Annotated in this window: 18 protein-coding genes and 1 other RNA gene; 3 read left to right on the top strand and 16 right to left on the bottom strand. The window is 40.6% G+C overall.

Annotated elements, in window-relative coordinates; all coding sequences use genetic code 11:
• The first annotated feature begins 101 nt into the window (after positions 1-101).
• Both I6N90_RS24250 and I6N90_RS24245 read left to right on the top strand, forming a co-directional pair.
• Positions 102-788: a response regulator gene (locus I6N90_RS24250; RefSeq protein ID WP_197938476.1), complete on the top strand. Its 687-nt coding sequence runs from the start codon at positions 102-104 to the stop codon at positions 786-788.
• Complete coding sequence (locus I6N90_RS24245; RefSeq protein WP_197938475.1) at positions 785-2134, top strand: sensor histidine kinase; 1350 nt, start codon at positions 785-787, stop codon at positions 2132-2134. Before I6N90_RS24250 ends, I6N90_RS24245 begins: the two co-directional genes overlap by 4 nt.
• A gap of 337 nt (positions 2135-2471) precedes the next feature.
• Here I6N90_RS24245 and I6N90_RS24240 read toward each other — a convergent pair whose 3' ends face one another.
• From I6N90_RS24240 to I6N90_RS24195, 9 genes are all read right to left on the bottom strand, one after another.
• A complete protein-coding gene (locus I6N90_RS24240) occupies positions 2472-3146 on the bottom strand; it encodes a 2OG-Fe(II) oxygenase (RefSeq protein ID WP_442950986.1) in 675 nt (224 codons plus the stop codon).
• A 250-nt stretch (positions 3147-3396) separates the two neighbouring features.
• Entirely contained in the window at positions 3397-4518 is a 1122-nt protein-coding gene (locus tag I6N90_RS24235; RefSeq protein WP_197938473.1) for a J domain-containing protein, read from the bottom strand.
• Between the two features lie 21 nt (positions 4519-4539).
• Positions 4540-6243: a molecular chaperone HscC gene (locus tag I6N90_RS24230; RefSeq protein ID WP_197938506.1), complete on the bottom strand. Its 1704-nt coding sequence runs from the start codon at positions 6241-6243 to the stop codon at positions 4540-4542.
• Between the two features lie 275 nt (positions 6244-6518).
• Entirely contained in the window at positions 6519-9077 is a 2559-nt protein-coding gene (locus I6N90_RS24225; protein ID WP_197938472.1) for an RCC1 domain-containing protein, read from the bottom strand.
• A 683-nt stretch (positions 9078-9760) separates the two neighbouring features.
• Positions 9761-12172, bottom strand: coding sequence for a restriction endonuclease-like protein (locus I6N90_RS24220; protein ID WP_197938471.1), 2412 nt, complete (start codon positions 12170-12172; stop codon positions 9761-9763).
• The gene (locus I6N90_RS24215; RefSeq protein WP_232243312.1) at positions 12144-14900 is read right to left on the bottom strand and encodes an MrcB family domain-containing protein; all 2757 of its coding nucleotides are present in this window, start codon (positions 14898-14900) and stop codon (positions 12144-12146) included. The genes I6N90_RS24220 and I6N90_RS24215 overlap by 29 nt, the downstream gene beginning before the upstream one ends.
• 413 nt (positions 14901-15313) lie before the next feature.
• Complete coding sequence (locus I6N90_RS24205; protein ID WP_197938470.1) at positions 15314-15820, bottom strand: hypothetical protein; 507 nt, start codon at positions 15818-15820, stop codon at positions 15314-15316.
• A gap of 3 nt (positions 15821-15823) precedes the next feature.
• Entirely contained in the window at positions 15824-16216 is a 393-nt protein-coding gene (locus I6N90_RS24200; RefSeq protein WP_197938468.1) for a hypothetical protein, read from the bottom strand.
• Between the two features lie 57 nt (positions 16217-16273).
• Positions 16274-17095, bottom strand: a complete 822-nt coding sequence (locus I6N90_RS24195) for a hypothetical protein (RefSeq protein ID WP_197938466.1) — start codon at positions 17093-17095, stop codon at positions 16274-16276.
• Positions 17096-18032: 937 nt separating this feature from the next.
• Between I6N90_RS24195 and I6N90_RS24190 the strand changes: the two genes are divergently transcribed.
• Complete coding sequence (locus I6N90_RS24190) at positions 18033-18737, top strand: hypothetical protein (protein WP_197938464.1); 705 nt, start codon at positions 18033-18035, stop codon at positions 18735-18737.
• A gap of 192 nt (positions 18738-18929) precedes the next feature.
• Here I6N90_RS24190 and ssrA read toward each other — a convergent pair.
• The 7 genes from ssrA to I6N90_RS24155 form a co-directional block, all read right to left on the bottom strand.
• Positions 18930-19295: a transfer-messenger RNA gene (ssrA, locus tag I6N90_RS24185) on the bottom strand.
• A gap of 279 nt (positions 19296-19574) precedes the next feature.
• Positions 19575-20057: an SsrA-binding protein SmpB gene (gene smpB, locus I6N90_RS24180; protein WP_197938462.1), complete on the bottom strand. Its 483-nt coding sequence runs from the start codon at positions 20055-20057 to the stop codon at positions 19575-19577.
• 181 nt (positions 20058-20238) lie between these two features.
• Positions 20239-20439 carry a cold-shock protein gene (locus tag I6N90_RS24175; protein ID WP_197938460.1) on the bottom strand — a complete coding sequence of 67 codons (201 nt, stop codon included), beginning with the start codon at positions 20437-20439 and terminating at the stop codon, positions 20239-20241.
• A 286-nt stretch (positions 20440-20725) separates the two neighbouring features.
• Complete coding sequence (gene rnr / locus I6N90_RS24170) at positions 20726-23644, bottom strand: ribonuclease R (protein ID WP_197938504.1); 2919 nt, start codon at positions 23642-23644, stop codon at positions 20726-20728.
• A gap of 170 nt (positions 23645-23814) precedes the next feature.
• Positions 23815-24051 carry a preprotein translocase subunit SecG gene (gene secG, locus I6N90_RS24165; protein WP_197938459.1) on the bottom strand — a complete coding sequence of 79 codons (237 nt, stop codon included), beginning with the start codon at positions 24049-24051 and terminating at the stop codon, positions 23815-23817.
• Between the two features lie 96 nt (positions 24052-24147).
• On the bottom strand, positions 24148-24918 hold the full coding sequence (locus I6N90_RS24160) for a sugar phosphate isomerase/epimerase family protein (protein WP_197938458.1): 771 nt from the start codon (positions 24916-24918) through the stop codon (positions 24148-24150).
• Between the two features lie 88 nt (positions 24919-25006).
• Positions 25007-25699 carry a copper homeostasis protein CutC gene (locus I6N90_RS24155; RefSeq protein WP_197938457.1) on the bottom strand — a complete coding sequence of 231 codons (693 nt, stop codon included), beginning with the start codon at positions 25697-25699 and terminating at the stop codon, positions 25007-25009.
• Between the last annotated feature and the right edge of the window lie 4 nt (positions 25700-25703).

Raw genomic sequence — 25703 nt, 5'->3', positions numbered from 1 at the left:
TGATGATCCGTTGCGATTGTTGTGAATTATTCCGATTACTTCTAGTAAGCATGTATAATGTGTGGAAAGATACCGTATAAAGACGATGGGCGGTGAGAATCATGCAACAAACACTACTGCTAGTTGATGATGAGGAAAAGATACTGGAAGTAATAGCTCCATTTCTGCGACAAGAGGGTTATGAGGTTGTTACGGCAAAAACGGGAAAAGAAGCTTTGCAAAAAGCGAAAGAAATAAAACCATCATTGATCGTATTAGACTGGATGCTACCGGAAATGAACGGGCTAGATGTATGCCGAGAGTTACGAAAACATAGCCGAGTAGGCATTATTATGGTAACCGCAAGATCAGAAGAAACAGATAAAATAATTGGACTAGAGGTTGGTGCTGACGATTATTTGACCAAACCCTTTTCATTAAGAGAACTTGTAGCCCGAATCAGATCCCTTCTACGCCGTATGGAAGGTAATGAGATGACTATGCAGCCGATCAATCGCGGTGAGCTGTCGATATTAGAACTGCAATGTCGCGTTTTGAAAAGAGGAGAAGAATTACTCCTTACACGTACCGAGTTCAAATTATTGCTCACTCTAGCTGCGAAACCAGGCATCGTATATAGTCGACTTCAACTACTACAGTCCGCTCTTGAAGATGATATCTTGAATGACGAACGAACAGTGGATGCTCATATTAGCAAAATTAGAAAAAAAATCGAGGACGATCCGTCAAACCCTATCTATATCCAAACTGTCTATGGATTTGGCTATCGCTTTGGAGATCGGTTATGACGATTAGACGTAAACTGTTTTTGGCTATGGCTTCTTTTATCATAGCGATGAGTGTCATATTCGTACTCGTAACACAATTGGTAGTAAAAGCATCACTTGAACATGTCAAAGTGGCAGACCGTAGTAACGAAATTTCGGCGTTAAATCAACTTTTTATTGATTACTATGAACAAAACGGTAAGTCTTGGGACAACGTACAGCAAGCTCTAATAGAAGGGAAATACGAAGAAAACCGACCGAATATTAGCCTCCTATTGTTATCTCTTGAAGGAATACAGCTCTATTCGTCGGGAAAAGCAGACTACGAAGCGATAACAAGGCTGGGGATTAAATCTTCCATGCTTTATGAAGGTGAATCGATTGCATTGTTGTATTATCACGACCCGGAAGTTGCTAATTTATCAACGATACAGATAGGGATCGGTAGCTCAGTATCGGTGTTATTACTCATAAGTAGTTTCATGTTCGTCGTTATCTCTCTCCTCATTGCCTACTGGCTGTCCAAACGACTTACAAGACCGATCAGACTACTTATTCCAGCTATCGAACGTTTAGGAAAAGGGGAGTTAGGTACTCAAGCTCCTGTTACTAGTAAGGATGAGTATGCTACAGTGGCTCAAGCATTTAATGTCATGTCTGATCAACTACAGCGGTCCGAGGAAATTCGTCGTAACTTGGTTGCAGACGTCTCGCACGAACTTAGAACGCCCATCACGATCCTCCGCGGAAAACTTGATCTTATTCAGCAGAATGGCCATTCCGTTGATCCTGAAACTTTATTGCCACTGCAGGACGAATTGATTCGTTTAACTCGTCTAGTCGATGATCTTCATCAGCTTTCACTCGCTGAAGCTAAGAAGTTAGTATTGGAGAAAAGTCTTGTTGATATCTCCACCCTGCTTGGACGCGTTATCGATTGGATCATTGAGGACGCTAATGCTAAACAAATACAACTCATAGTCGATAAAAAGACAGAATCCCTTATGATCAATATCGACCCGAATCGGATGACACAAGTTTTTATGAACATCATCGTCAATGCGGTACGTTACACACCTCCGAACGGATCAGTCAAAATGACTATCGAGGACGAACTAACGCAATTGGGATCATTGGAGAAGATACGAATTACGATCGCCGACACCGGGTTGGGGATAGAATCGAAGCAACTCCCTTTTATATTCAACCGTTTTTATCGAACGGATGAAGCTCGTGCGCGCAACAGCGGCGGCATGGGACTAGGACTTGCGATTGCAAAAGAGTTCGTATTGGCTCATAACGGCACTATTGAGGTAGATAGCAATTCGAATAATGGTACGAGCTTTATCATTAAATTGCCGCGTTGAGTGGTGGTTAATGGTGCTAATGAAGATATGCTTAGGGGCTGAATTGAATAGTGGACGAAGATAATCTCAGCAGTGGAAATGAAATGCGTACTCAGTCCACTCCGGCTACCTTCCGCTCGGTCAATCTTCAATGTCACTCTTCGAATCGAGGCTTCTCCCTTTTTCCGCGCAAAAAAGCCAGCCTTTCGCGGCTGGCTTTAACTACTACCCAATGATTACATCGCATGAGTTACTACTAGTGTAATAACTCCTATTTAAATGATGTCATTTTATAAGTGCTAGAGTTAGTGAATATCTTACTTTCTATTACTATCAATTACTCCTTACAGTCAATTGCCTAAGAGGACCGAAAAACTTGTCTTCTCATCCACATCGTTGCAACCCACTTTTCCCCTTTGATAACAGGCGTACCTGCATGCAACGTTAGCTCGTTAATGTCATGATTATTGTAAAAGTATTCGAAATAGACCGCCATTCCCTTTGTAGGAAATACAGAAAGATTCAGCTTCGGAAATGTCGTTTCTCCACCTTCTTCTACATCATTCAGATACAAGATGAGCGTACTAATGCGATTATTAGCACTCGCTCGACTTGTCTCAGCGAAGAAATCAAAATGAGGCTGATACTCTTGCCCAGGAGTGTATCGCAGAACTTGCAAACCATCACCATGCTCAATTGGAATATTCATAATTTGAGAGATACGCTTCTCAATAGTCGTTATCGTCTCACTCTCATCACAAAACGTTCCACTACTCGTTCTAATTTGATTAAGTGTACTATCTTCAACTAATTTGGAGCGCTGCATTCGTTCCCTAGATTGTTCAATTATTTCATCGCATTCCTCATCGCTGAGTACATTTCCTAATACAACAATTAACGGCTCTTCAACCTTCGCTAAAATTCGAATCTCTCGATCTTCAGTCATGATCGTATTCCGGGCATGATTAAATATCGTCTGCTCTTTCGCTATCGAATTTCCTATCATCCGATTGTAGCCCCCATAATAAAACATCAATTCTACACCAACATACCATAGAATGGTTCGATTTACTCTTATTAACTTGAAAAAAATTCAAAATAATCTACGTATTTCAACTATGTTGGATTGGAGGAGGCTTTAGATCAGGGGGAACTCCATTTTTTACAGACAAAAAGCCAGCCTCTCGTGGCTTTGATGATGGTTGAGGCGAGGTACGGTTGTGTATAACCTAAATCCCAGACTCTTGTTGATTCATATTTCCATATCGATTCGAAGATTAGTTTTATTGCACAATTATCATATTGCCTTCCTGTCTTCCATAGCGGCTCATTCTATTAAGCAGGCTAACTAGATTATCAGTAGTGCGAGCCTTGATATGAATTTGTTCAGATTTGAGATGTATGATTACCTTTTTTTTCAGTAGTTCTATTTTGATAATATCGATATATTTAAAGTCAGAATGTTTTCCCCATTGATTGGTATAGGTAAATGTATATTCCCACATACTAATTTTCCAATTGCGTCTGAGCACGAAAAGAACACACCTCACCAAAATCACGAGAAGATACAATGGGATTACGAAATGATAGCCAAGGAGGATCATGATAATCCAGCCAATTGGGTTTCCAAAACAATATTTCCACCAACTGATGTCTGACCTTTTTAATATTTGCTCCGGAGATGTCTTCGCTTGTTTCAAACTATGGGGCACAGCTACTTTTTGAGTTGCTAGCGCGTATATGTCGATAAAGCGAGCGGGGTACTCATCCATATTTCTATCGATTTTTTCGAATAAACCCATATGAGATTCAATGATTTTAAAAATATGATCATTCAGATAGATGTACTTTTCCAAAAGCAATCTTAACATTCGTTCATCGATTCTCGACTTTGAATGGATGTCCCACAGCACATCGTCACTGAGCAGATCCTTCCAAGATTCTGGGTTATTTCTATTAACCTCATCGTTAAAAAGTTGCTCCATACGCTTAATAAAATCATTTTCTACATGCTTCTTAACCTGAACTTGCTCGGCAAGAAAATGGCGTGTTACAGTAATAAGCTTCTCGTTCTCATCGTCGCCTTCTTCCTCAGCATCAACTTCACGGAGAGCAACATCTTCAATTTTGAACAGTCGTTGGTAACTTCGTACATCCTCATCTTCAGGGTCTTTAGCTTGAGTATACACTTCAACTTGTTCACCTGATTCAACCACTGTTTTTGCCTCTTCATGCTTAGCTAAGAGCTTCGCATCGTTCATCGCCGCCGTATAGGCTGCTCTAACTTTCTGATAGCCCCCAGGATCATCTTCGGGATGGTGGACGAGCAACTGTTGCTTGTAGGCTTTTTTGATTATTGCTGTATCCGAAGTTCGATTAATACCTAGTACCGCCCAGCAATTCATTGTATCCTTACCACCTCTTATTTAGTAACTGCGAGATTGTTCTATATCATCCAAAAACTCTTTGAATTCTTTAGCCGATCGGGCAATTTTTCGTAGATCCTGCTCTGCAAGAATGCCATCGAATTGCACTAATTGACTCATAATGATATCTCGCTTAGCGCCGATCGATTCTTCGTATAACCGCTCAGCTTTCGCAAGAAGTAACCGGTTTTCAGACCGATCGCGAGGGTGTATTTTAATATCTTTTAATGCGTTCAATCGTGCAGCTAACGCTTCCGGAGACATTTTTTCAGTGCTTTTTTCGATAACGAGCGTTTTCGTTTCGCCCGATGATACGGAAGTAGCATCTACTTCCAAAATCCCGTTAATATCATAGGTAAACCGAACATCAACAGAGGCCTCCCCTTTTTTCATTGGAGGGACAGCGATTTCGAGTTCTCCTAATAACAAATTGTTGGCCACACGCATACTCTCGCCTTGGTAAACTCTCAGATTAAGCGCTAGCTGATTGTCTACTAGGGTGCAGTATCGTTCGACCCTGCTGATCGGAATCGGATTATTTCGTTCAATAATCGGAGAAAAATAGCCATTTTCATAACGGTTTGATTCGCCACTATTTTTACTGACTTCAATACCCAGCGTATAGGGGCAAACATCCGTTAAAATCATCTCTTTCAACGCCTGATCACGGTTTTTCAAGGCCGCTTGAACGGCAGCACCCAGAGCAACAGCTTCGTCTGGATTAATATTCGAGAATGGGAAATGTCCGAACATTTTGCCCACCACCGATTTGATAAGCTGCATCCGGGTAGCTCCACCTATTAGAATAACTGTGTCCAAATCTTTAGGTGATAGTGATACGTCATTTAACGCCCGTTCAATTGGATTTTTTAATCGTAAAATTAATGGACTGACGAGTTTTTCGAATTGTGAGTAATTGATTGTGACTTCATATAACTGTTCCGGGGTTTCATATCGCATCATCCCCATCGTACCTACCCCGAGATCCCTCTTGCAGTTTTCTGCTAGATTAAAAATGATTGATTTAGCTTTACTGTCCAAGTTTTCGAATGCGATTCCGCTCTTCTCGACAAAGTAACTAGCGAGCAGTTCAGTAAAATCCTCACCACCCAAAAAGTTGTCGCCTGCAACAGATTTCACTTCCATGATACCTTCAAAAAATTCAAGAACGGATACGTCAAACGTTCCTCCACCAAGATCAAAAATCAAAAACTGCGTGTTATCCTTTTTTTCGTGCAACCCGTAAGAAAGGGCAGCCGCAGTAGGCTCGCTAATGAGCCGCTCCACTTTGAAGCCGGCAATCTCGGCAGCGTATTTCGTCGCTTTACGTTGCTCGTCGTTAAAATAAGCGGGAACACTAATGACCGCCTCGGTCACTTCTTCGCCAAGAAAGGCTTCCGCATCCGCCTTTAGCGACCGCAAAACAAATGACGAAAGTTCCGTGGCCGAAAATGTATAGTTCCTCAAGTGAAACTGCTTTTCCGTTCCCATAAATCTTTTAAATGCCGCTGCCGTTAGTCCAGGATGCGTAATAAGACGCTCCTTAGCAATTGGCCCGACGATAATCTCACCATTATCATCTACGCTTACAACAGACGGGGTCAAAAAGCTCCCCAGCGCATTCGGAATAAGCTTCGGACCACCCTCGGTCCAATAAGCTATTAAACTGTTCGATGTCCCCAAATCAATACCAATCAGCGCCATAAAGCCCCTTCTCTCTACTAAATCAATTAAATTCATTTTTTATAGGAAAATAAAACCATCTTTATATTACTATAAACAGATTGGAAGTATTGAGCAATATGTCGAATAATAATAGGTTTTTGTGGATTATGTAAAAAAAGCCGACCTCATTACGGTCGACTTTCTTGATTGCGAAGCAGGACAAATCTACAATTCGCCTCCGCGTGCTATTGAAAATTCAATCATTCATTGAAACTACTATAATTTTGTATCTCATTTGGAATACAGGTGAGAACTCACCTATAATCAGTAGGGTCAAAAATCGATAATTTATTTAGCTCCACGTTGATACGACGAGTTACACCGCCTATGTTAATTTCGTAACTACCAACACCTAATGGATAAATCAATTCATCTTTTTCAGGAGCCACCCAGGAATAACTGTATGAACTATCCAACTGTTTAATTGAAACGATTGCGTTTTTCAAAGGATTACCTGCACTATCTTGAAGTATTAACTTAACGAATCCACCACGGCCTACCAAGTTAACATCGACCTTTTCATATACACTTGAAGTTACACTTATATTTGATATCGAACTATTCTCGTATCCACCTGCCATTACATTCAATGTGTATGATCCTGGAGGAACTGATAATGAATAATTCCCATAAACATTTGCCGTTACTGTCCATGATTGATTGTAAGTACTAGCTGTTACGGTTGCATGCTCCACTGGCATACCATTAATACCACTTATCGTGCCATATATAAAACCTTTCTTGACAGGATCATACGGATCAAACACAACTAATTCATTTGATTTTATATGAATGCGACGAGTTATTTCACCAATCGTCACATCATAACTTCCAATATTTAATGGGTATACCCATTCCTGCTTCCCGTACACATTTCCAGAATAAATGAAGTGTCCTTCCGCGTGTTTGATGGATATAAACGGATTATTTAACGGCTTGCCGTCGGCATCTTTAAACATCAGTTTAACAAATCCACCACGGCCTACCAAGTTAACATCGACCTTTTCATATACACTTGAAGTTACACTTACATTTGATATCGAACTATTCTCGTATCCACCTGCCATTACATTCAATGTGTATGATCCTGGAGGAACTGATAATGAATAATTCCCATAAACATTTGCCGTTACTGTCCATGATTGATTGTAAGTACTAGCTGTTACGGTTGCWTGCTCCACTGGCATACCATTAATACCACTTATCGTGCCATATATAAAACCTTTCTTGWCAGGATCATACGGATCAAACACAACTAATTCATTTGATTTTATATGAATGCGACGAGTTATTTCACCAATCCTCACATCATAACTTCCAATATTTAATGGGTACAACCATTCCTTCGTCCCGTACACATATCCAGAATAAATGGTGTTTCCTTCCACTTGTTTGATGGATAAAAACGGATTATTTAACGGCCTACCGTCGGCATCATTAAACAGCAGTTTAACAAATCCACCACGGCCTACCAGATTAAAATTGATCGGTTCTTGTATACTTGAAGTTATATTTACATTTGATTGTGAACTTTCCACATATCCATTTGCGTATACGTCCAATTTATACATCCCTGGAAGAACTGATAATGAATATTTTCCATAAACATCTGTCGTAACTGTCAATGATTGATTGTAAGTACTAGCTGTTACGGTTGCATGCTCCACTGGCATACCATTAACACCATAAACAGAACCTGTAACAGTATAGCGTTCTTGATATTTAGAGAATTTAACTTCTACTGGAGAAGCCTTATCTTGAAGCGTCCCATCACCTAATTGTCCGCTTGCATTAGCTCCCCAAGCCCAAACCGACCCATCATTCTTTATCACTAAATGATGCCCGGGATACTGGGCATACGTTTTAGATATATGAACAACATCTGCAATAGGCGCAGGTTTAACAATATCAAAATTGTATATACCATCTCCAATTAACATAGCTGCTCCATCTGATTTCAATGCCATCCCATTCGAAATAGCAACAACATTTTTTAGATTTGAAATTTGTTTAGGATTAGGATAGTAACTATTCCAAGACCATACTGTTCCATCCGATTTAAGTGCTAGTTTAATATTGGTTGAAGCATTCGCAAGCGCTCTCACGTTTTCTATTCCTAAAACCTGCTTTGGCATAGTCTGGTAGGTTGAACCGTTAACTAGATATCCCCATTCCCATACCGTTCCATCTGACTTAACTGCTACTGATTTTTCATAACTTCCATCGATAGCTTTAACATTCGTTAAGCCCTTCACCTGAGTCGGAATTAGTATATTCCCATGATTTCCAGTCCCTAATGTACCATTCGAATTATAGCCCCAAATCCACACTGTACCATCAGACTTCAAAGCAAGCGAATGATGACTCCCAGCTGAAATGGAAATTACATTTTGCAAATTATGTACTGGTACAGGCTTGGATTTGAAAGTAGTCGTTCCATCGCCTAGCTGTCCTTCAGCATTATAGCCCCAAGCCCAGACGGTTCCATCTGATTTTAATGCAAGATTAAAAGCATTCAAACTGCCTACAACTTTCGTAACATTATTTAAATTTGGGATCTTTACAGGGGTCTTTGCTTTAATTGAATAATTATCCAATTCACCCTTTTCATTCAATCCAGCTCCCCAGCCCCATACGGTCCCATCTGATTTAACTGCATATGATCGATGTGCATCGGCTGAGACATTAATAAATCTAGCTGATGGATCAAAGTTATTCGAAGCTGAAATAAAACTAGAGGAAAAAGGAATTGATGAGCTCAAAATTATAGCTGTTACCATTATCAACTTAAACACGCTAAAAAACTTATTCATAAATATTCATTTCCTTTCAAATTAATTTAAATAACGAATTAAATTATCTAGTTTATTTGTACAAATTCCCGCTAAAGTAATACTCAACCTTTCTTAATATTTTTATGCTAATATAAGGTAAATAAATCCAATCTTAATTATACTAAAACTGATTGAAACTGTCATAAAATTTTAATAACAAGGACTGACCACCAATTAAAGTGATAATCTCCTTTATTCGATTAGGTGGTATCCAAGAATACTAACTGGATCTCTTCCTCCTTGGTTCTCAAAACGAAAGCGGTTACCTCATGTCGTTTTCTTAAGCAGTAATTCTATATTAGGCTCAGAGATATCCCGATCATGATTAAAGTGGCTGTCAAAGAAGATTAGCGGTTGACGAACTTAGCGAAGTATAATCAGATGCCGAGTGCGTCCGCTTCGCTCCCTGCGCACGGAACGAACCCCTGTCAGGAGTCCAACTCCCTTAGACCCTTTCCACCAACGCAAAAAAGACACCTCTGAGGTGTCTTTTTTCATGGTTTGGTGGAGGCGAGGGGAGCCGGATCCTTTTAAATACAGAATGAATCCTCTTACATTAGTTTTATGTACCTATACATTATCGAGAACCAACTCTGGATATTCATACAACTTCCTCAAGAACTTACATACGATTCAGCCAATACAGGAACTCTACCCTATAGTTACTCCTTCAAATGAATCCCTGTCACCTTGCTCGCCAAATCCACTTGATCATGATTGATCTCCACTTTAACAGCACCTCTTCGACGCTTTTCACGCCATGTTGTAAGATCCTCATCAGTATTTAATTTTAACTCAGCAATTTCTAAGGCACGATCGAATATATACTTGGTCGTATACAGAAGAGAATATATCCCCCTGCCTCCTGGAACAATCGGGCTCGCTCGCTTGAGCCATTCCTGTACTGTAAACTTCACATATAACTTTTCTTCCGTGCCACGTCTCGCCGGACGTTCCAGTATCTCTTTACGTCGCAATACCTTCCAATCAACTACTTTACCGTACCAGTTCACGCCTACTTCTCCACGGGCAAGAAACTGATTTCGTGATTGATAAAGTGCTACGTACTCGAGCTGTGTTAATAAAGTGTGGTCTGTGATGTTCTCCAATGGTACGTGATAATATCTATAATTCATTGTATCTTCTAGCTGTGAAACATCCCTGATCGAACCTACTAGAACATTTTTACCTGTTAGCTTATTAAGATAATATTCCTTCGTTCCTCTTGGACGAATCGATCGTTCATAAGCCTTCTCTGGACTGTCCAAAATAATCTCATCTAAGAAATCTTCCATGAGCTTCGTGGAGTTAGGTAGAAATGGGAATGCACCAACGTTAATCAACTCAATGCTCTTATAAAACCGATGCTCTCGGAATTGCTCCTCGTTATGGTGTGGAAACAATACATATGCACCGAACATACTCCGTTCCAACTCTCGACTCTTGATGTCTGTGTAGACAATGGCATCACGGTATCGATGCATCGTGTTGATATCATCTTCTTCTGGCCCTGGTATCTTATATTTGTCGTGATATAAGGTACCTTCATAAGCTGGATTCAATCGATACTTGGCATCAAATATATACTTATATTCCGCTGCGGAATCATTTTTCTTGAGCGTGAGGACATTATCTGGCCTTTGACCCAAAGTCTCACTATGATCGCCCTTAGGAAGGGTATTATAATAGAGTGTGAAAATCTCACCGTTCGAAGGGTTGCGGTAAACCATCTTTGCTTGCTGGGACTTATCCAACGTAACGAATACGCCCGTACGATTCACTTTGATGATGTCTTGCTTAAGCAACTCATATTTTCTTCCAAGGAGATCATGGATTTTTAGAAAACACCAATATTCATATAACTGGGCTAGATCCTTCATCGACAACCTGAATAGATCACTTTGGATAGACAGGCCTTTCATCAGCATCAAGTAATTTCGATAGACTTCTCGATAGCCCGGAGCCATCTGTAAAACAAATGATACTGATAACTGATTCATCTCCCCAACGTCCAGGAAATCCAAATTCAATAATCGCTGGAGTTGGGTTTGCATAAAATTCAACCGTTTAACTAAAAGCGGATCCTCTTGACGTTTTTTTTCGAATAAGCGTGTTTTAAAATCTTTTAGTTTAGTGGAAATGCGCAACAGTACCCAGCGTACAAAACGATTTTCCATCGTGTCATAACTAACCTGCCGTTTTGTTTCCTTTATATGGCTTGGATAAAACACCGCACCGTTCAAAGGAATGAATCCGAGCTTATTATCCTGAACAAGAAACTGCGGTCGCTTCGATAAAAAGGTTATATTGTCTCTGCCGGCCTTCTTTACCTTCGCTACTTCTACTACCCGCTTCACGCGCTCAAGTTTGGAATGCGGGACAGCTTTGATCCGTTCCACAGCCTGGACCAATAGACCGAACACATGCTGGAGGATAGTAAAAAACTCCGTCAAACTTTGGTTATGTGTTTTCTTAAGCCCCGTGAGATTGTAGGTTTTCCGCATAAAATCAAAAGACAGATTATATATCTGTTGATTCACATCATGAAGAATCATTTGATAGTCATGCTTATAGTCAATTTTAGAAGGAAAGATCTCAATTTGTAATCGAAAGATAGGTTGCCCGTTTAATCGAAGCTCCAGTTCGGTAAGCCCTACTTCGTTTTGAAATCTCAACATGCCGGATATAATTATTTTGCCTAATGGTTTAACAGCTTGCCTAAGATAGACATTATCATGGTGAAATGTTAATGCCATATCTTCTTTTTTCTCAATTACTAACTCGTAACTTTGGGTTTCAAAAAAGATTGGGAAGCTCTGATCTCCGATTTGCCATACGGACAATTCTTTGAGCTCAGGATTAAATAGAGAAATGCCATCAATTGTTAGTGATGGAGAAAGAGTGGATACCTGTAACCCAGCAGCCATCAATGTCTCCTCATTTGTTCGATGTAATTGTAAAGACTCCACCGTTGGATGAAACGGTTTGCCTTGAATATATAAGTTAAACAAGTTTGTCTCCACACGAAGAAGCTCAACAGTTTGATTAAGAGAGCCAATATGAGGTGAAGCCATCTTCCTCCAACCTCCGTAACATAAACGCAATTTTCCGAGCTGTTTGCGGATGCCTCGCTACTTCTACCGATTGGCCCGCACTCCATTTCATATATAGATCCGAGGCATCCTCCATTAACTCTGAAATCGGCAATGTTCTGCCCGATGCTCCTTGCATTAGTTGTAGCAATACACGTTTAACAGAAGAGCTACTCCCTTGAACGCGAGGCAATATCTTCTGAAGCAATTGCTGGTCAAATGCCGCATCCTCGCTCAATAACTGAAAGCGTTCATTATAAATCATGTAGAAGCAGACCGCATCCCGAATCCGAAAGCCTACATGGGAATGTATTTCTTCTAAAATACCGTTAATCTTTACGAGCTTCTCAGTTGTTTTATGTATCAAATCACGGTAATCATGATAAACCTCAACCAACTGTAGATACTCACTCCGTAAAAAGGAATTATATGCTGGCATAGTCTCTACATCATTCGAGTAATCTATGTCACCATCCGGGAACTGCCCTAAATTAATGTAGTTAAATTCAATCGTGTTTGCACGGTCGAGCACTTTTTTGCTGAAAGGATGTGTTGTCTCATCCATATTTACAGTCCCCACTAAATAGACATTATCCGGTAGAATCATGTTTCCATATGTCTGTTGATCCTCTATACTTAGGGATTCTGTGTAGATTAAGGGTGCCGTCACTATACGATTGTTTTGCCATTCCTGGGTCTCAATGATACTCAGCACATCACTTAAATAATGTTCTACTCTAGCTAGGTTCATTTCATCCAAACATATAAAATAAGGCTTGTGAAGATTTTCTGCTTTTGAAGCTTCCACCAGCACCTTCGCCAACTGCCCAGGACGATACGCTCCTGATAAATCTTTGTATCCTAGTAGATCTGATGAATCGCTCCAGTCCGGTCTTATTGGAATCAGTGAGAACTGTTTATTTCCACTTGTGGCACCAAGCGCCTCCGCAAATAACTTAACAAGTTTGGTTTTCCCCGTTCCTGAAACACCAGCCAGAATGACAAAGGGTTTAGTCTTAAATGATAAATAGAGGTTCTCGACTAACGAACCTGGATAGTGAAAGCCCTTTTGATTAATATAAGTCTTAATGCTCTCTATCCGTTCAGGTACCGTTAAAGAATCCAAAGGTTCATTCTCCTTATCCCCTTGAGAAATGTACTTCTCTCCCAGCTTTTGAACGAATGCAAGTTCTTCTAGCCAGTTCAGCATAGCTCTAGATCGGTTCTCTTGGGTGACCTTCCCCCATTCTTCTCGCATTGCAGCTATGAATTGCTCATTGAATGTTTCAAAGGAGAACTCTTTTAATTGATGGACAATTGATATGGCTATATTTATGACCTTAATTAAGTTACTGTTCCCGTGTCGCTCATCATTGGTTAGATGCTGTCTGAGCAAGTTAACTTGCTCTATGTTCAGCCTCCAAATATTCGAGTCAAAAGCATTGGTAAAATCAACTCCCAGTGGAGTTAAAGAATAACGATTATTATCGATATGTACAAGACCGAGTTCCAGTAATGTACGTCCAATATGCTGAATCCGTTCCTTAGGGTGCTTCACATCTTCACCTGAAATCAATACTGTTGATTGGTTTGCTGTCAATTCATCTATATCGATTGAAGTCGGTGATTCCTTCCCAAGATAAGCAATAATACCTTGCGCCAAGTAGAGATGAGCCATTGTATATTTGAATGTTGGCATCGACTCAACATTTTGTTTGGTTACCGTCTCTGCGTAAAGCTTGTAGTTTGCTATCATATTTTCTAAATCAGAAATCAGTTGATCATCATCTGGGATATGATCCCGCTCGTAACGAATGTATGCGACAGTTGACACTTGGTAATCGCGTCCCAGACCGTTAGAAGTTAAGTTAATATGCTCATCCTTCTGCATGTTTTCAAGCGGGAGTATCTCTCGTATTTCCCTTCCTTTCTGTTCGAGGTATTGATACCCCTCTCTTCTTCCCCGCTCCCTAAGTGGAAGGGTAACCCCTTGTGCCAATGTCAAATAGACCGAGCTCATATCCTCGGCAAACAAATACACCACATATTCACCATACTGCGTAGTTTCAGTGATTCGTTTATCCAGAATCGCAAGCCATGGGATATTCGCCCAGTTCCCCTGTCCGATTGAGCCTTGTACTTTATACTTCTCATCAATGAAGGATAGTTTCTTTAGATTTATTGGGAGGGTCTGTCTGAGCAAAGCACCCAGTGGATGACTGGAGAACGATTGAGTCTTCGCACTTACGTAATTATTCATAATTTGAGTTATAGACTTTTTAAGGGATATGGGTGCAGCTAAATTGTTATTATAGTTTTCCAATTCAGTTAAGGCATATCTTTGTAACTCATCCATCATATGCTCGTTTAACTTGTCCCAGATCATCGACTTAAAAGAGATTATTTGTCCTTTGTTACTTTCCTCAATTATTGATGATAAAGCTTTTATCGGTGTGTAGAGTAAAGATTTAGTTTGACTCTGAGTAAATTCAGACCAGCTTACAGCTACTCCGCTCGGCGGGTTATCCACCCTTTTTCCATCTACGATGCTGTTCTGATAATACGACAAGAAGCGTCTACTTACGCTATCTAGCAAAATATTTTGATTATGAGTAACTTGATACTCGTCTATTATGGAAAGAATAAGAACCATTTTATAGGATTTTTGTTTATTTCTAAATATTGAGGATAACTCGCCAGGAAGTGTCATGTTTGTTTCCTCCAGAACTAAGAATCGTATTTAATCCTATTATACTATAAAAGGGAATTTACTTGGGATTTGTTGTATTATTAACATCTGGTATTTTCTTGTTATTTACAAAAGAAGATCCACTTTATTAACAGAGGAATATTGATATGATGAAGAAATTAGTAATCGCACTGTTCAACTATCCTCATAGAATAGGATGTAACAAAAAGCCCGACCTCTTGTGGTCGGGCTCAGACTGCCGAGATCTTCTAGACAGCTTGAGGACACCTATTAGATGTCCTTTTTCATATTGGTGGAAGCGAGGCAATCGACTCCTACTAAATACATAATATTTTCATGATCCATTACAATTAATAGTCACTCAGTCACTCATATCATGAGCATAAAATAAGATATTATATTATATTATATTATTATATCTTTGGCTTTAAATTCTTTAAGTCATAATTAAATGTTTCATGTAGCTCCGACAGATGATATTGGTTAAGATATAGAATTATACTCTCCAGTGTAGATACTCTCATCGAATGTACAATATCCATCCTGTTGTCAAAATCATGTAGTAATCTTCGCTTCTTTTCCAACTCTATCATTCTTTCAATAATCTCTTTAAATCCCCTCAACGACTTTTCATCCTTGAAATCAAATGACCTTTCAAAGTCAACATTTTCTAGTTCTTTTTTATATGACTCTAATGTTTTATTTCTCATTCGTTCAGCAAAATCTTCTCTTCTTTGATCAGGACCTAAACGAAATTTAGTTCTCCAGGTTACAAACGTTTCTTTTGGCACTCCCAGTTCGGTTGCTCCATCCCATTGATCCATATGACGCTTAATAACAAGTTCATTCATAATTTCTTTTATTGGCTTTCCATATTTCTTTTCTACCTCTTCTTGATACTCTTTGTTTGTCTTCCTCATAGGCTAACCTCCTAGAGTTGTATCTCGCAAACAATTTACATCTTTACTTGTACAACGAATCGCATCTTTAATATGAATGTCTACAAATTTATTTCTTTTCTTACTACCCTCCAATGCAGCCCAAACGAAATGAACCTGATTTCCATCTTCATCTGCATACCATAGAGCTTTTGGCTCTACAACTACTACCCTAAGTCCAACTTTATCCGAGTAGTCAATTAAAATACCATCAGATGCACGTATATGCCCGATTATTATAACATCACATTGCTTCATTTCTCCATTGGTCTCAAGAAGAAGTTCATGGAGATTACCCAACATATTGATAATCTGTTCTCTTGCTAAGCTACCTCTATATATCACGTCTTTATTTGATGACTTCAATTCAATAGTCACAATTAACAGTAGCCAATACTAATGTATTATCGCCGTGTTATGAAATATGTGCTTCCATTATCGGTCTCTCCTTTCGTCTAGCCTCTGTTGCTGACCAGTAAACACAGATAAGAAATATTCTTTAATTCGAATCTGATGCTCTGGTAAAAATATTGTACAAAAGGGGTTCTTCACTTCGAAAAATGTCCCCTTCATAACTGCTATAGTGAAACAATCTGCGAACACCTCGGCTAACACTTCGTCTGAGCAAGGTTTGAACATTCTAGTTGTTGCTTCCTTGAAGGAGTCTGGTACGATCAACAGACTCTTAGTCATATAAAGTTGAACCACATGCCCGAGTTCATGCATAAAAATGTACTCTGAATTAGCGTGGCTATCAAGTTCGTTTTTATATATAACTACTAAATGAAGATGTGGAAAGTAACCAGCATTCATAGTTTTATTTCCATAGGGAACGAAATAAAAACGCAATGGTATGCCATTATGATTATACGCAAAAAAATGATTAGCTCCATACTGTTCAAGTATTTGTAGCAATTTTCGAGCAATTGTCATTTTTAACATCGGTCTCAAAGAATCCTTAAGATCATCTATATCCTGTAACAGGTTCTTTAATAGTTCTGACTGCTCATCGTAAGCACTAACGGTTACATATAACGACAAAAGATCGGAGACAAAGCATGATAATCCTCTTTTGGGTCCTACCATTACAAATGAATTTGAAACACTCACTTTTGAATTAATAAGATATTCTTGGAATATGCTGTAGAACACTTTGTTGCTCTGCTTTTTCCCCGCTCTATCAATAAGAATTGAAACGAGCTTTTTAATAGAACTTACTGTGCCCTCTTTTAACAATTCATGGATTTTTTCGTTCATTACGTCTCCAGTAAAATTTATTATTTTGCTCACTATCTGTTGATTATTTTATTGAGAACTTTTAAACTACTCCATACTTGGAATAGTTACTTCTAAGTCAGCAACTACCTAGATCATCTTGCAAATATCCCGTAAAGAATAGACTAATAGCAACTTAGTAAACTATCTAGCTCATCCTACTACTGCTTACACAACACCTTTAATAACACATTATACCATATATGGTATTTATGATAGCGGACTGAAACATTAGAACTCTAATTCACGCACAAGCTTTGCTACCCACTGTTTTCTGTATTTACTTTTAAATTAATAGTAATAACGCTTTTGTTCTCCCTACTACCATTTTGGAGCATTTCCACTCCTATCTTTAATGTTATGTTTGACGTTTTCATCTTCGTTTTATTCGATATATCTATCTAATTTTACAATGTACCAATAACGTTCATAATTCGACTTGATGTAATTATATTCCTTATTTTGGATGAAATAAAAAAATACCCACAGGTGTTTTATCCTTAATAATCACTACTCAATAAAATTATAAATAATATTGAATTCTGCTACGTGATAGCGTATGCGTGCCATTCATTTTAACCGCGAATTTTTTTACTGTGTTCCACTGTATTCAAAGCCTTCTGTAGTATTGATTCTGATCTCCTTTTGATCCATATTAATACTGTAATTTCCTCATATAAACTTGAAAATATATGCCTTCTATTACCCCTTAAACCATTCCCTCTTAAACAAATCCACGAAAGCCTTGCTCGTACATCCTTTCTTATAGGATGTTCTCCTTCCTATCTTAGGTTGGACCAAATACATATTTATCACTTTAACATCTTACATATATTATTTGATTTAGATACAATGTATCAGAGCAGTCTATTGCTAGCTGTTAAACTTGAGATTTCGAGAAATAGGGAGGAAAAACTTCATGATTGATAGGCTTGTAAAATACTATAAAGATAATGTCACAACTTATGCACTTGTTTTCAAGTACATGCGATTTCTTCATTTTACATTTGGTTTAATCTTTTTTTTCATTTGCGCATCAACACTTGTTCTTATAGCTTCAATTCCTTTTTCCTCACTTTTTAACATAAATTATTGGTACCCTACATCTTTCTTCCTAGGAACTCTAATAGTCGCAATCGTGACCGCACCTATCTTTAATAAAAATGCAAAATCAATTTTAAAGAATAAACACGGTATATATTCCAAAAGACGGCCATGGCATACGATTGAATACACAAATAAGCAACATAAGCTTTTGATTGATTTCTTGGTCACAAATAAACTTTATAACGAAGGTAAGATAAAGTTAATTATTGAATCACTCAATAAAGAGATAGAGCGTAAGAAGCTACCGAAACTACTAGCACCTGGGATACTGCTCACTTTATTTGTGCCAATGTGGAATCAATTTATGACTCTGAGCTTTAAAGAGCTTGATATAAATGAGGCATCATTCTTTATGGTAAATATGTTTGGATTGATAGCATTCATAATTCTTCTGGTTAACGCAATCAAATGGTTCTCTATCGAATTCTTTGAAACTGTAAGTTTAAATGAAAATATAGTGAAAAAAGGTTTGATAGAGCATTTGGAACAAATTCTTGTTGAAGCACCTTTAGAATAGCATGTGGTATAAGTACTTGTCCTGATAAGGTATATCGATTGGATTAACAATGAAATTCAAAGTACTAATTCTATAACGATCGGAAATACATCAGCTTCATCGCCAGAACCCACCACATCTATACTATTAATAACCGTAACACATATGAAAACACAAAAAAGCGACCTCACGAGGTCGCTTTTTTCATGGTATTGGTGGAGGCGAGGGGATTTGAACCCCTGTCCGAAGATCACGCCACACGGCTTTCTACGGGTGTAGTTACAGATTTGATGTCACCCGAGCAGCGCACTGTAACCTGCTCTGCGTTGGGTCAGCCTGATTATCTTCTTCAGCACACCCCAGGCGGAGATGTGACAGCGTATTCCACTATATGTTAGCCCCTATCCCAGTCACATGGACGATGCTGGGTAGAAGCACGCCAACAGTTTCTTAGGCTGCTAAAGCGTAGTTGTTTTGAGTTTTGCCATTTAATAGGCTTTAGCGTTGATGAAGCAGACGACTCCCTGCTACCCGCTAACACGCGCTCGTCCAATCCCCGTCGAATCCATAAACGCCCCCGATTGGGCATAAACGCTGCGTATGTCCTACTCCGATCTCTCGAAGCGACTAACGGACAACCAAACGTCTAGCTAACAAAACGGGACTTCTGGATCAATGGCAATCAACTGACTGCACATATCAGTACTTCTATTTGTTACTTCTTAATTCGTAGCTTACACTTTTCGTGCTGGCAACATACGTCGTCGTTGCCGTACACTTAGTATACCACGAACTCGTCAAAATTGCTCAGGGTTGTTACTGGCATCTCTGGCTCATTGTATCCATGGAAATACTGGATTATCTAGCCACCTTCTGCTTTTCCCTTAATGCACGTTGGATATCGCGCTGAGCATCACGCTTAGCGGCAGTATCGCGCTTGTCGAATTGCTTCTTACCTTTACCAAGTCCAATCAGTAGCTTAGCGTAGCCGTTACGCACATAAATCTTGAGTGGCACGATAGAGTAGCCTTCCTGCTTCGATAGTCCCAGCAGCTTGCTTATCTGCGCCTTGTGCAGCAGTAGCTTTCTTGTACGTGTTGGATCGGTTGGGTTATGAATGTTACCTTGGTCGAATGGACTGATGTGCATGTTGTGAATAAAGATTTCGCCATTTCGAATCGTCGCGAACGCATCGCCTATGTTCGCTCTACCATTTCGTAGCGACTTAATCTCCGTACCCATTAGTACCATACCCGCCTCGAAGGTTTCCTCAATGAAATAGTCATGGGATGCCTTCTTGTTCTGTGCGAGCTGCTTACCATCATTTTTCTTAGCGCCCATGCTAGTTCACCTCGTTTCTGTTGCCTTCAAGATCAGCGACTCTGTTGGTTCATTGTAGCAACTTTGCACTTGAAAATCAACAACCGGAAGCGGTACACTTTTCTTATAACAATATTCGCCCTACAAATACGAAAGACCGCCTCAACCAAAGGTCGAGAACGGTCTCACCGAGATTAAGCTATTAAAGCTTAACTACGTTTTCTGCTTGTGGTCCACGGTTGCCTTGAACAACGTTGAACTCAACGCGTTGGCCTTCTTCAAGAGTCTTGAAGCCGTCGCCAGAGATTGCTGAGAAGTGAACGAAAACATCGTTTCCGCCTTCAACTTCGATGAAACCGAAACCTTTTTCAGCGTTAAACCATTTTACTGTACCTTGTTGCATGTGTAAAACCTCCAAAAATTTATTAATATGCGCCTGTTTCGTCTTTAAACAAAAAATTCACACATTGAAAAGGGTTTCATGACTCTAATGACACCCTTTTCAATATGTGAATTCAGGTTCATATCATCGATTGCCTTGAGTTTACTATACCAGCAAACAAAAAGCAAGTGACAAGCTTAAATATATTTTCCCATTATGTCCAGTTGACGGCACTTCTATTCCCACTTTAAGAAAAAGAAATGCCGCCTCAGAAAATATCCTTGAATTTTCCATTATAGAACTCGGATTACTTGCGATTCTTCCTTACGAAGGCAGCAGTCGCATTATTTGCGCCGCCTTTGTTTTTACGTTTCTTCTTTTTCACGATGGTTACATCCACTGGAACGGTTTCCGAGTTGGACTTTGCTTTGAACACACCACTACTTGTAGTGGTGTGTCGACGTCCACCTTTGCCATCCTTGCCTCTGTAACCATTGTTATCGCCTCTGCCAGCGTCACCGTTACGTCCACCGCCGCCTTCGCGAATTGGAAGACCCCACATATCTTTTCGTGAATCTTTACGAATTTGTGTGCCAGTATCACCAGCGTTCGTCCGAGCTTCACCCTCTGCTGCAACGCCTCCAGCTACTCCCTTAATCTTCGGGCTATCGGGATCGCTTATGCCGCCGTTGTCTCCCCACGGGTTACCGCCACCTTGTGGTCTGCCGCCTGGGCGGCCCTGCTTAAACTTCCCACGTTCGCTTCCTTTGCCACCGGTTGCATTACCAGCTATGCGACGTTGTGCTCCATTAGCATTGCCGCCACCGCCAGCTGGGCCACTTGGACGACCAGTACCACCTTGGCCTCCGCCACCTCGACCGCCACGGCCTGAACCTGTGCGCTCGCGACCAGATCCACCTTGGCCTCCTGCACCGCGATCGCCACCAGAACCACCACGATTTCCGCCGCCTTGTCTGCCACCGCCGGATCCACCTCGATTGCCATAGCCTCCGCGCTTGCGTCCACCGCCTGCGCCAAAGCCTGCATCTGCGACACCTTTGTAGTTGCCACGTGGCTTCATATCAACCATCTCGAAATCGATATTAAACTCTTCCATATCGACGCGTGAAACCCGGATCTTCACTTCGTCACCTATACGATATACTTTCGACGTACGCTCCCCTATAAGCACCATATGGAGCTCGTGGAAATGGTAATAGTCATCGGACATATCACTTAGTCTAATCAAGCCTTCAACTGTATTATCCAGCTCAATAAACATACCAAAGCTCGTTACGCTACTAATAATACCGTCGAATTCTTCTCCGACTTTATCTAACATGAACTCACATTTTTTGAGCTTATCTGTATCCCGCTCCGCATCAACCGCCACACGCTCACGCTCGGACGAGTGCTGTGCAATTTCCGGCATACGTGCCGTCAAATTGGCATGTCTAGATTCAGTAAGCGCACCATTACCATCCAGTACTTCACGAATAACGCGATGAATCGCTAGATCGGGATAACGTCTAATCGGCGATGTGAAGTGAGAATAAAACTCCGCTGCAAGTCCAAAGTGACCTAAGCTCTCAGCATCGTATTTCGCCTGCTTCATCGATCTCAGCATCATCGTAGAGATAACGGTTGCTTCTTTCTTTCCTTGAATTTCTTCGAGCAACGTTTGAAGTGCACGTGGATGAACAGAATTCCCTTTTCCTTTCACCACATAGCCGAAATTCGCTGCAAACTGCATGAACTTAAGCAACTTCTCTTGGTCAGGATCTTCGTGAATACGGTAAAGGAACGGCACACGTAGCCAGTGGAAATGTTCCGCAACCGTCTCATTCGCAACGAGCATAAACTCTTCAATAATTTGTTCAGCAACGGAACGTTCACGTTTTACGATATCGACAGCCTTACCTACCTCATCTACAATCACTTTCGACTCCACAAAGTCAAAGTCAATCGCACCACGTTTCATACGCTTCGAACGAAGACGCATTGCAAGGCTCTCCATATTTCCAAACATTTCAAGCAAATCTGCGTAACGCTCTTTTAATTCCGTCTCAGGTTCTTCTTCAGTTGCAGTCAGAATGCGTTTTACATTCGTATATGTCATACGTTCTTTCGTACGAATCACACTTGTAAAGACGTCGTGACGAACCCGTTTCAGCGTATTGAAGTCAAACTCCATCTCACATGACAGCGTAAGTCTATCCACTTGTGGATTAAGTGAGCATATCCCGTTCGACAGACGATGCGGCAACATGGGGATAACCCGATCTACGAGGTACACACTGCATCCTCTGCGGAACGCTTCTTGATCGAGCTCGGATCTCTCCTTCACGTAGTAGCCAACATCTGCGATATGAACGCCTAACAAATAATTGCCGTTTTCGAGCAGCTTTACATGAACAGCATCATCAAGATCCTTTGCATCTTCACCATCAATTGTAACGATGATTTCATTTCTCAAATCTCGGCGGCCCTGTGAAACAATCTCTTCTTCCGTAATAACGTCAGGCGCAGCTTCAGCTTCAGCCATGACCTCTTCAGGGAACCCTTCAGGCAGTTGATGTTTGCGAATGATCGAAAGAATGTCCACGCCAGGATCGTTTTTGTGACCTAACACTTCCAAAATTTCGCCTTCAGCAGCCGAACGACCCTCTGGATAAGTTACAATGCGTACAACAACCTTCTGACCTGTTACTGCTCCTTGGAAGCGACCCTTCGCTATAAAAATATCCCGATTAATCCTTTTGTCATCCGGTATGACGAAACCATATACTTCATGATTTTCAAATGTTCCTACGATCTGTGTAACGGCACGTTGAACGACACGAACGACTTCGCCCTCCATCCGTCCGCCGCCTTCGCTCTGCGACGTAATGCGAACAAGCACGATATCTCCGTTCATCGCACTTTTCAAATCATTAGCATGAATATACACATCAGGATGATCCTTCTCATCCGGTATTAGGAAAGCGAAACCCTTCGCATGAGCTTGAACTTTGCCCCGCAGCAAATTCATTCTTTCCGGCACACCATAACGTTCTGTACGTGTGCGGACTACTTTCCCCTCTTCTTCAAGCTTGTTAAGCAGCTTCAAAAACTCTTTAAACTCTGCTGCACCCTCTATACGAAAATGAACCTCAAGCTCTTGGTATGTCATCGGCTTATAGGCTGTTTCCCTCATAAATTCAAGCAATTCCTGCTCTTTATCCATCATCAATAATTGTTCTCCTCAAGGAACCGCCGCAACAGCAATACCTGTGCTAACGGTTTATAGAATGTCATATATCATGTAGTATACACGATATGGAAGTCGTGCATCCTCCAAATGCCTACAAAAAACAAAAAAAGCGAGGAAAATCCTCGCTTTTTACAGAAGTCTTATTATTTTTGAACGAAATATGAAACAACAAGTGACAAAACAAAAAATCCAACTGCAAACGCTACTGTTAAACGCTGTAGAAACAGGTCCAAACCACGAGCTTTTTGCTTACCGAATAAGTGCTCTGCACCACCAGTAATCGCACCAGACAATCCAGCACTCTTACCCTTCTGCAGTAATACTACTGCAATCAAGCCGATTGAAAACAATACTAGTAAGATCTTCAATGTGATTTCCATTCAATCCACCTCCAGCGTTGCCGATCCCTAAAAACACATAAGCCGATTGTACCATAGCCATTCGTGATTTACAATAGTACAACCCTATATTAGAATCTAGTTAACGTATCCTATTTTTCTCAAGTATTCCATATTCGCCTTAGCTGACAATAGAGAGCTCTCCAAGAAATGCTCTTGCTCTACAAATACGCATTCCACCTCTGCAGGAGCAAGCTCCCCAAGCAACTCTTCGCAGCCGACAACACCTTTGCCGAGCTCTGTATCTTTTCGCCCTTTCACAAAGTCTCTAAGATGAACTAAAGGTACACGTCCTCTGTACTTACGAAGATAGTCAGCGGGACGATATCCCGCCATGTAGATCCAGCCCAAATCAAGCTCAGCCATCATCAATTCCTGTGGTACTCGTTCAAGCAGATGATCAAATAATGGCTTCCCGTCGACGAGCTTAAAATCAGTGTCATGATTATGGATACCGAACTGAATACCCGCATCCTTCGCTTGTTGTCCGCATTTCGTAAGCACGTTAGCCAAAAACTTCACATCATCCATCGTAGGTTGTTCCTGTACAGGAATCCAAGGCGTGACGATATATTTGACACCAAGCACACCTGCATAGTCTAATTCCTTAGCAAAATCATTTTGCAGCTTCCCTATTACTTTAAAATTCAATGAAATGAAAGTGGAAGGAATACGTAAGCCTGCTTGTTCAGCCCTTTCTTTCAACTTCTCTGCCTTCGCATTAAAGTACCCGATTAGCTCAACAGCCTTATAACCCATCTCAGCCACTTTCTCTAGCGTGCCAAATAAATCCCGTTCCGCCTCATCCCTTAGGGAATACATTTGAATTCCGACGATCGGTTTACCCATAGATCCTTATATCCCCTCTCCACATTCAGCAACATACTACTTTCATTATGCGCTTCGTGAAGCTGAGGAATACTTTATACTACTAACTCTACAACTCTTCTTGCAAAATAGTACGAATACGGGCAATCCGCCCCACATCTATCGCTTCATTATAGCTTCCATTATGCCGTACACCAGAACCAAAGTGCACTTCAGGTACACGTGTTTCCTTAACGAAGTTACTTATATTGTCTCCATTCAGTCCGTATCCGCCCATTATGTTAATCCCTAAAGGAAGTGAAGCCACTTGAAGCTCACGCAATTGCTTTGTAGCTTGTGAGGCAGGCAACGTTCCCCCCGAAGTTAAGATGCGACTAATTGCCGGATATTGAGTAAGCACGCGCAGTGCAACATGTTGATCCCTCACCTCGTCAAAAGCACGGTGAAAGGTAATATCAAGTCCATCCGCCGCATGAATGAATCGCTCTAATTGTCCTGTATCAACTTCTCCCTCTGCGTTCAACGCTCCTACGACGATTCCTGTAGCTCCAGCGTTTCGAATAATTTCTATATCTCTGAGCATAATCGACATGTCACTTTCGCTATAGCAGAACGATTGACTATGTGGCCTTACCATTACGTTAACTGGTAACGAAGATGCTTTCACAGCCGCTTCTATTAAACCCGCACTTGGTGTAAGGCCACCTTCCGCAATACTAGTGACAAGCTCAATCCGATCTGCACCACCAGCAGCCGCCATTACTATATCTTCTGTACGAATAGCTATTACTTCTATGATCATCAGG

Origin of the sequence: Paenibacillus sp. GSMTC-2017, from assembly GCF_016019935.1 — a bacterium.
In the GTDB taxonomy this organism is placed as follows: domain Bacteria; phylum Bacillota; class Bacilli; order Paenibacillales; family Paenibacillaceae; genus Pristimantibacillus.
Note: the sequence above shows the minus strand (reverse complement) of the source record. Positions and strands in the feature narration are given on the sequence as shown.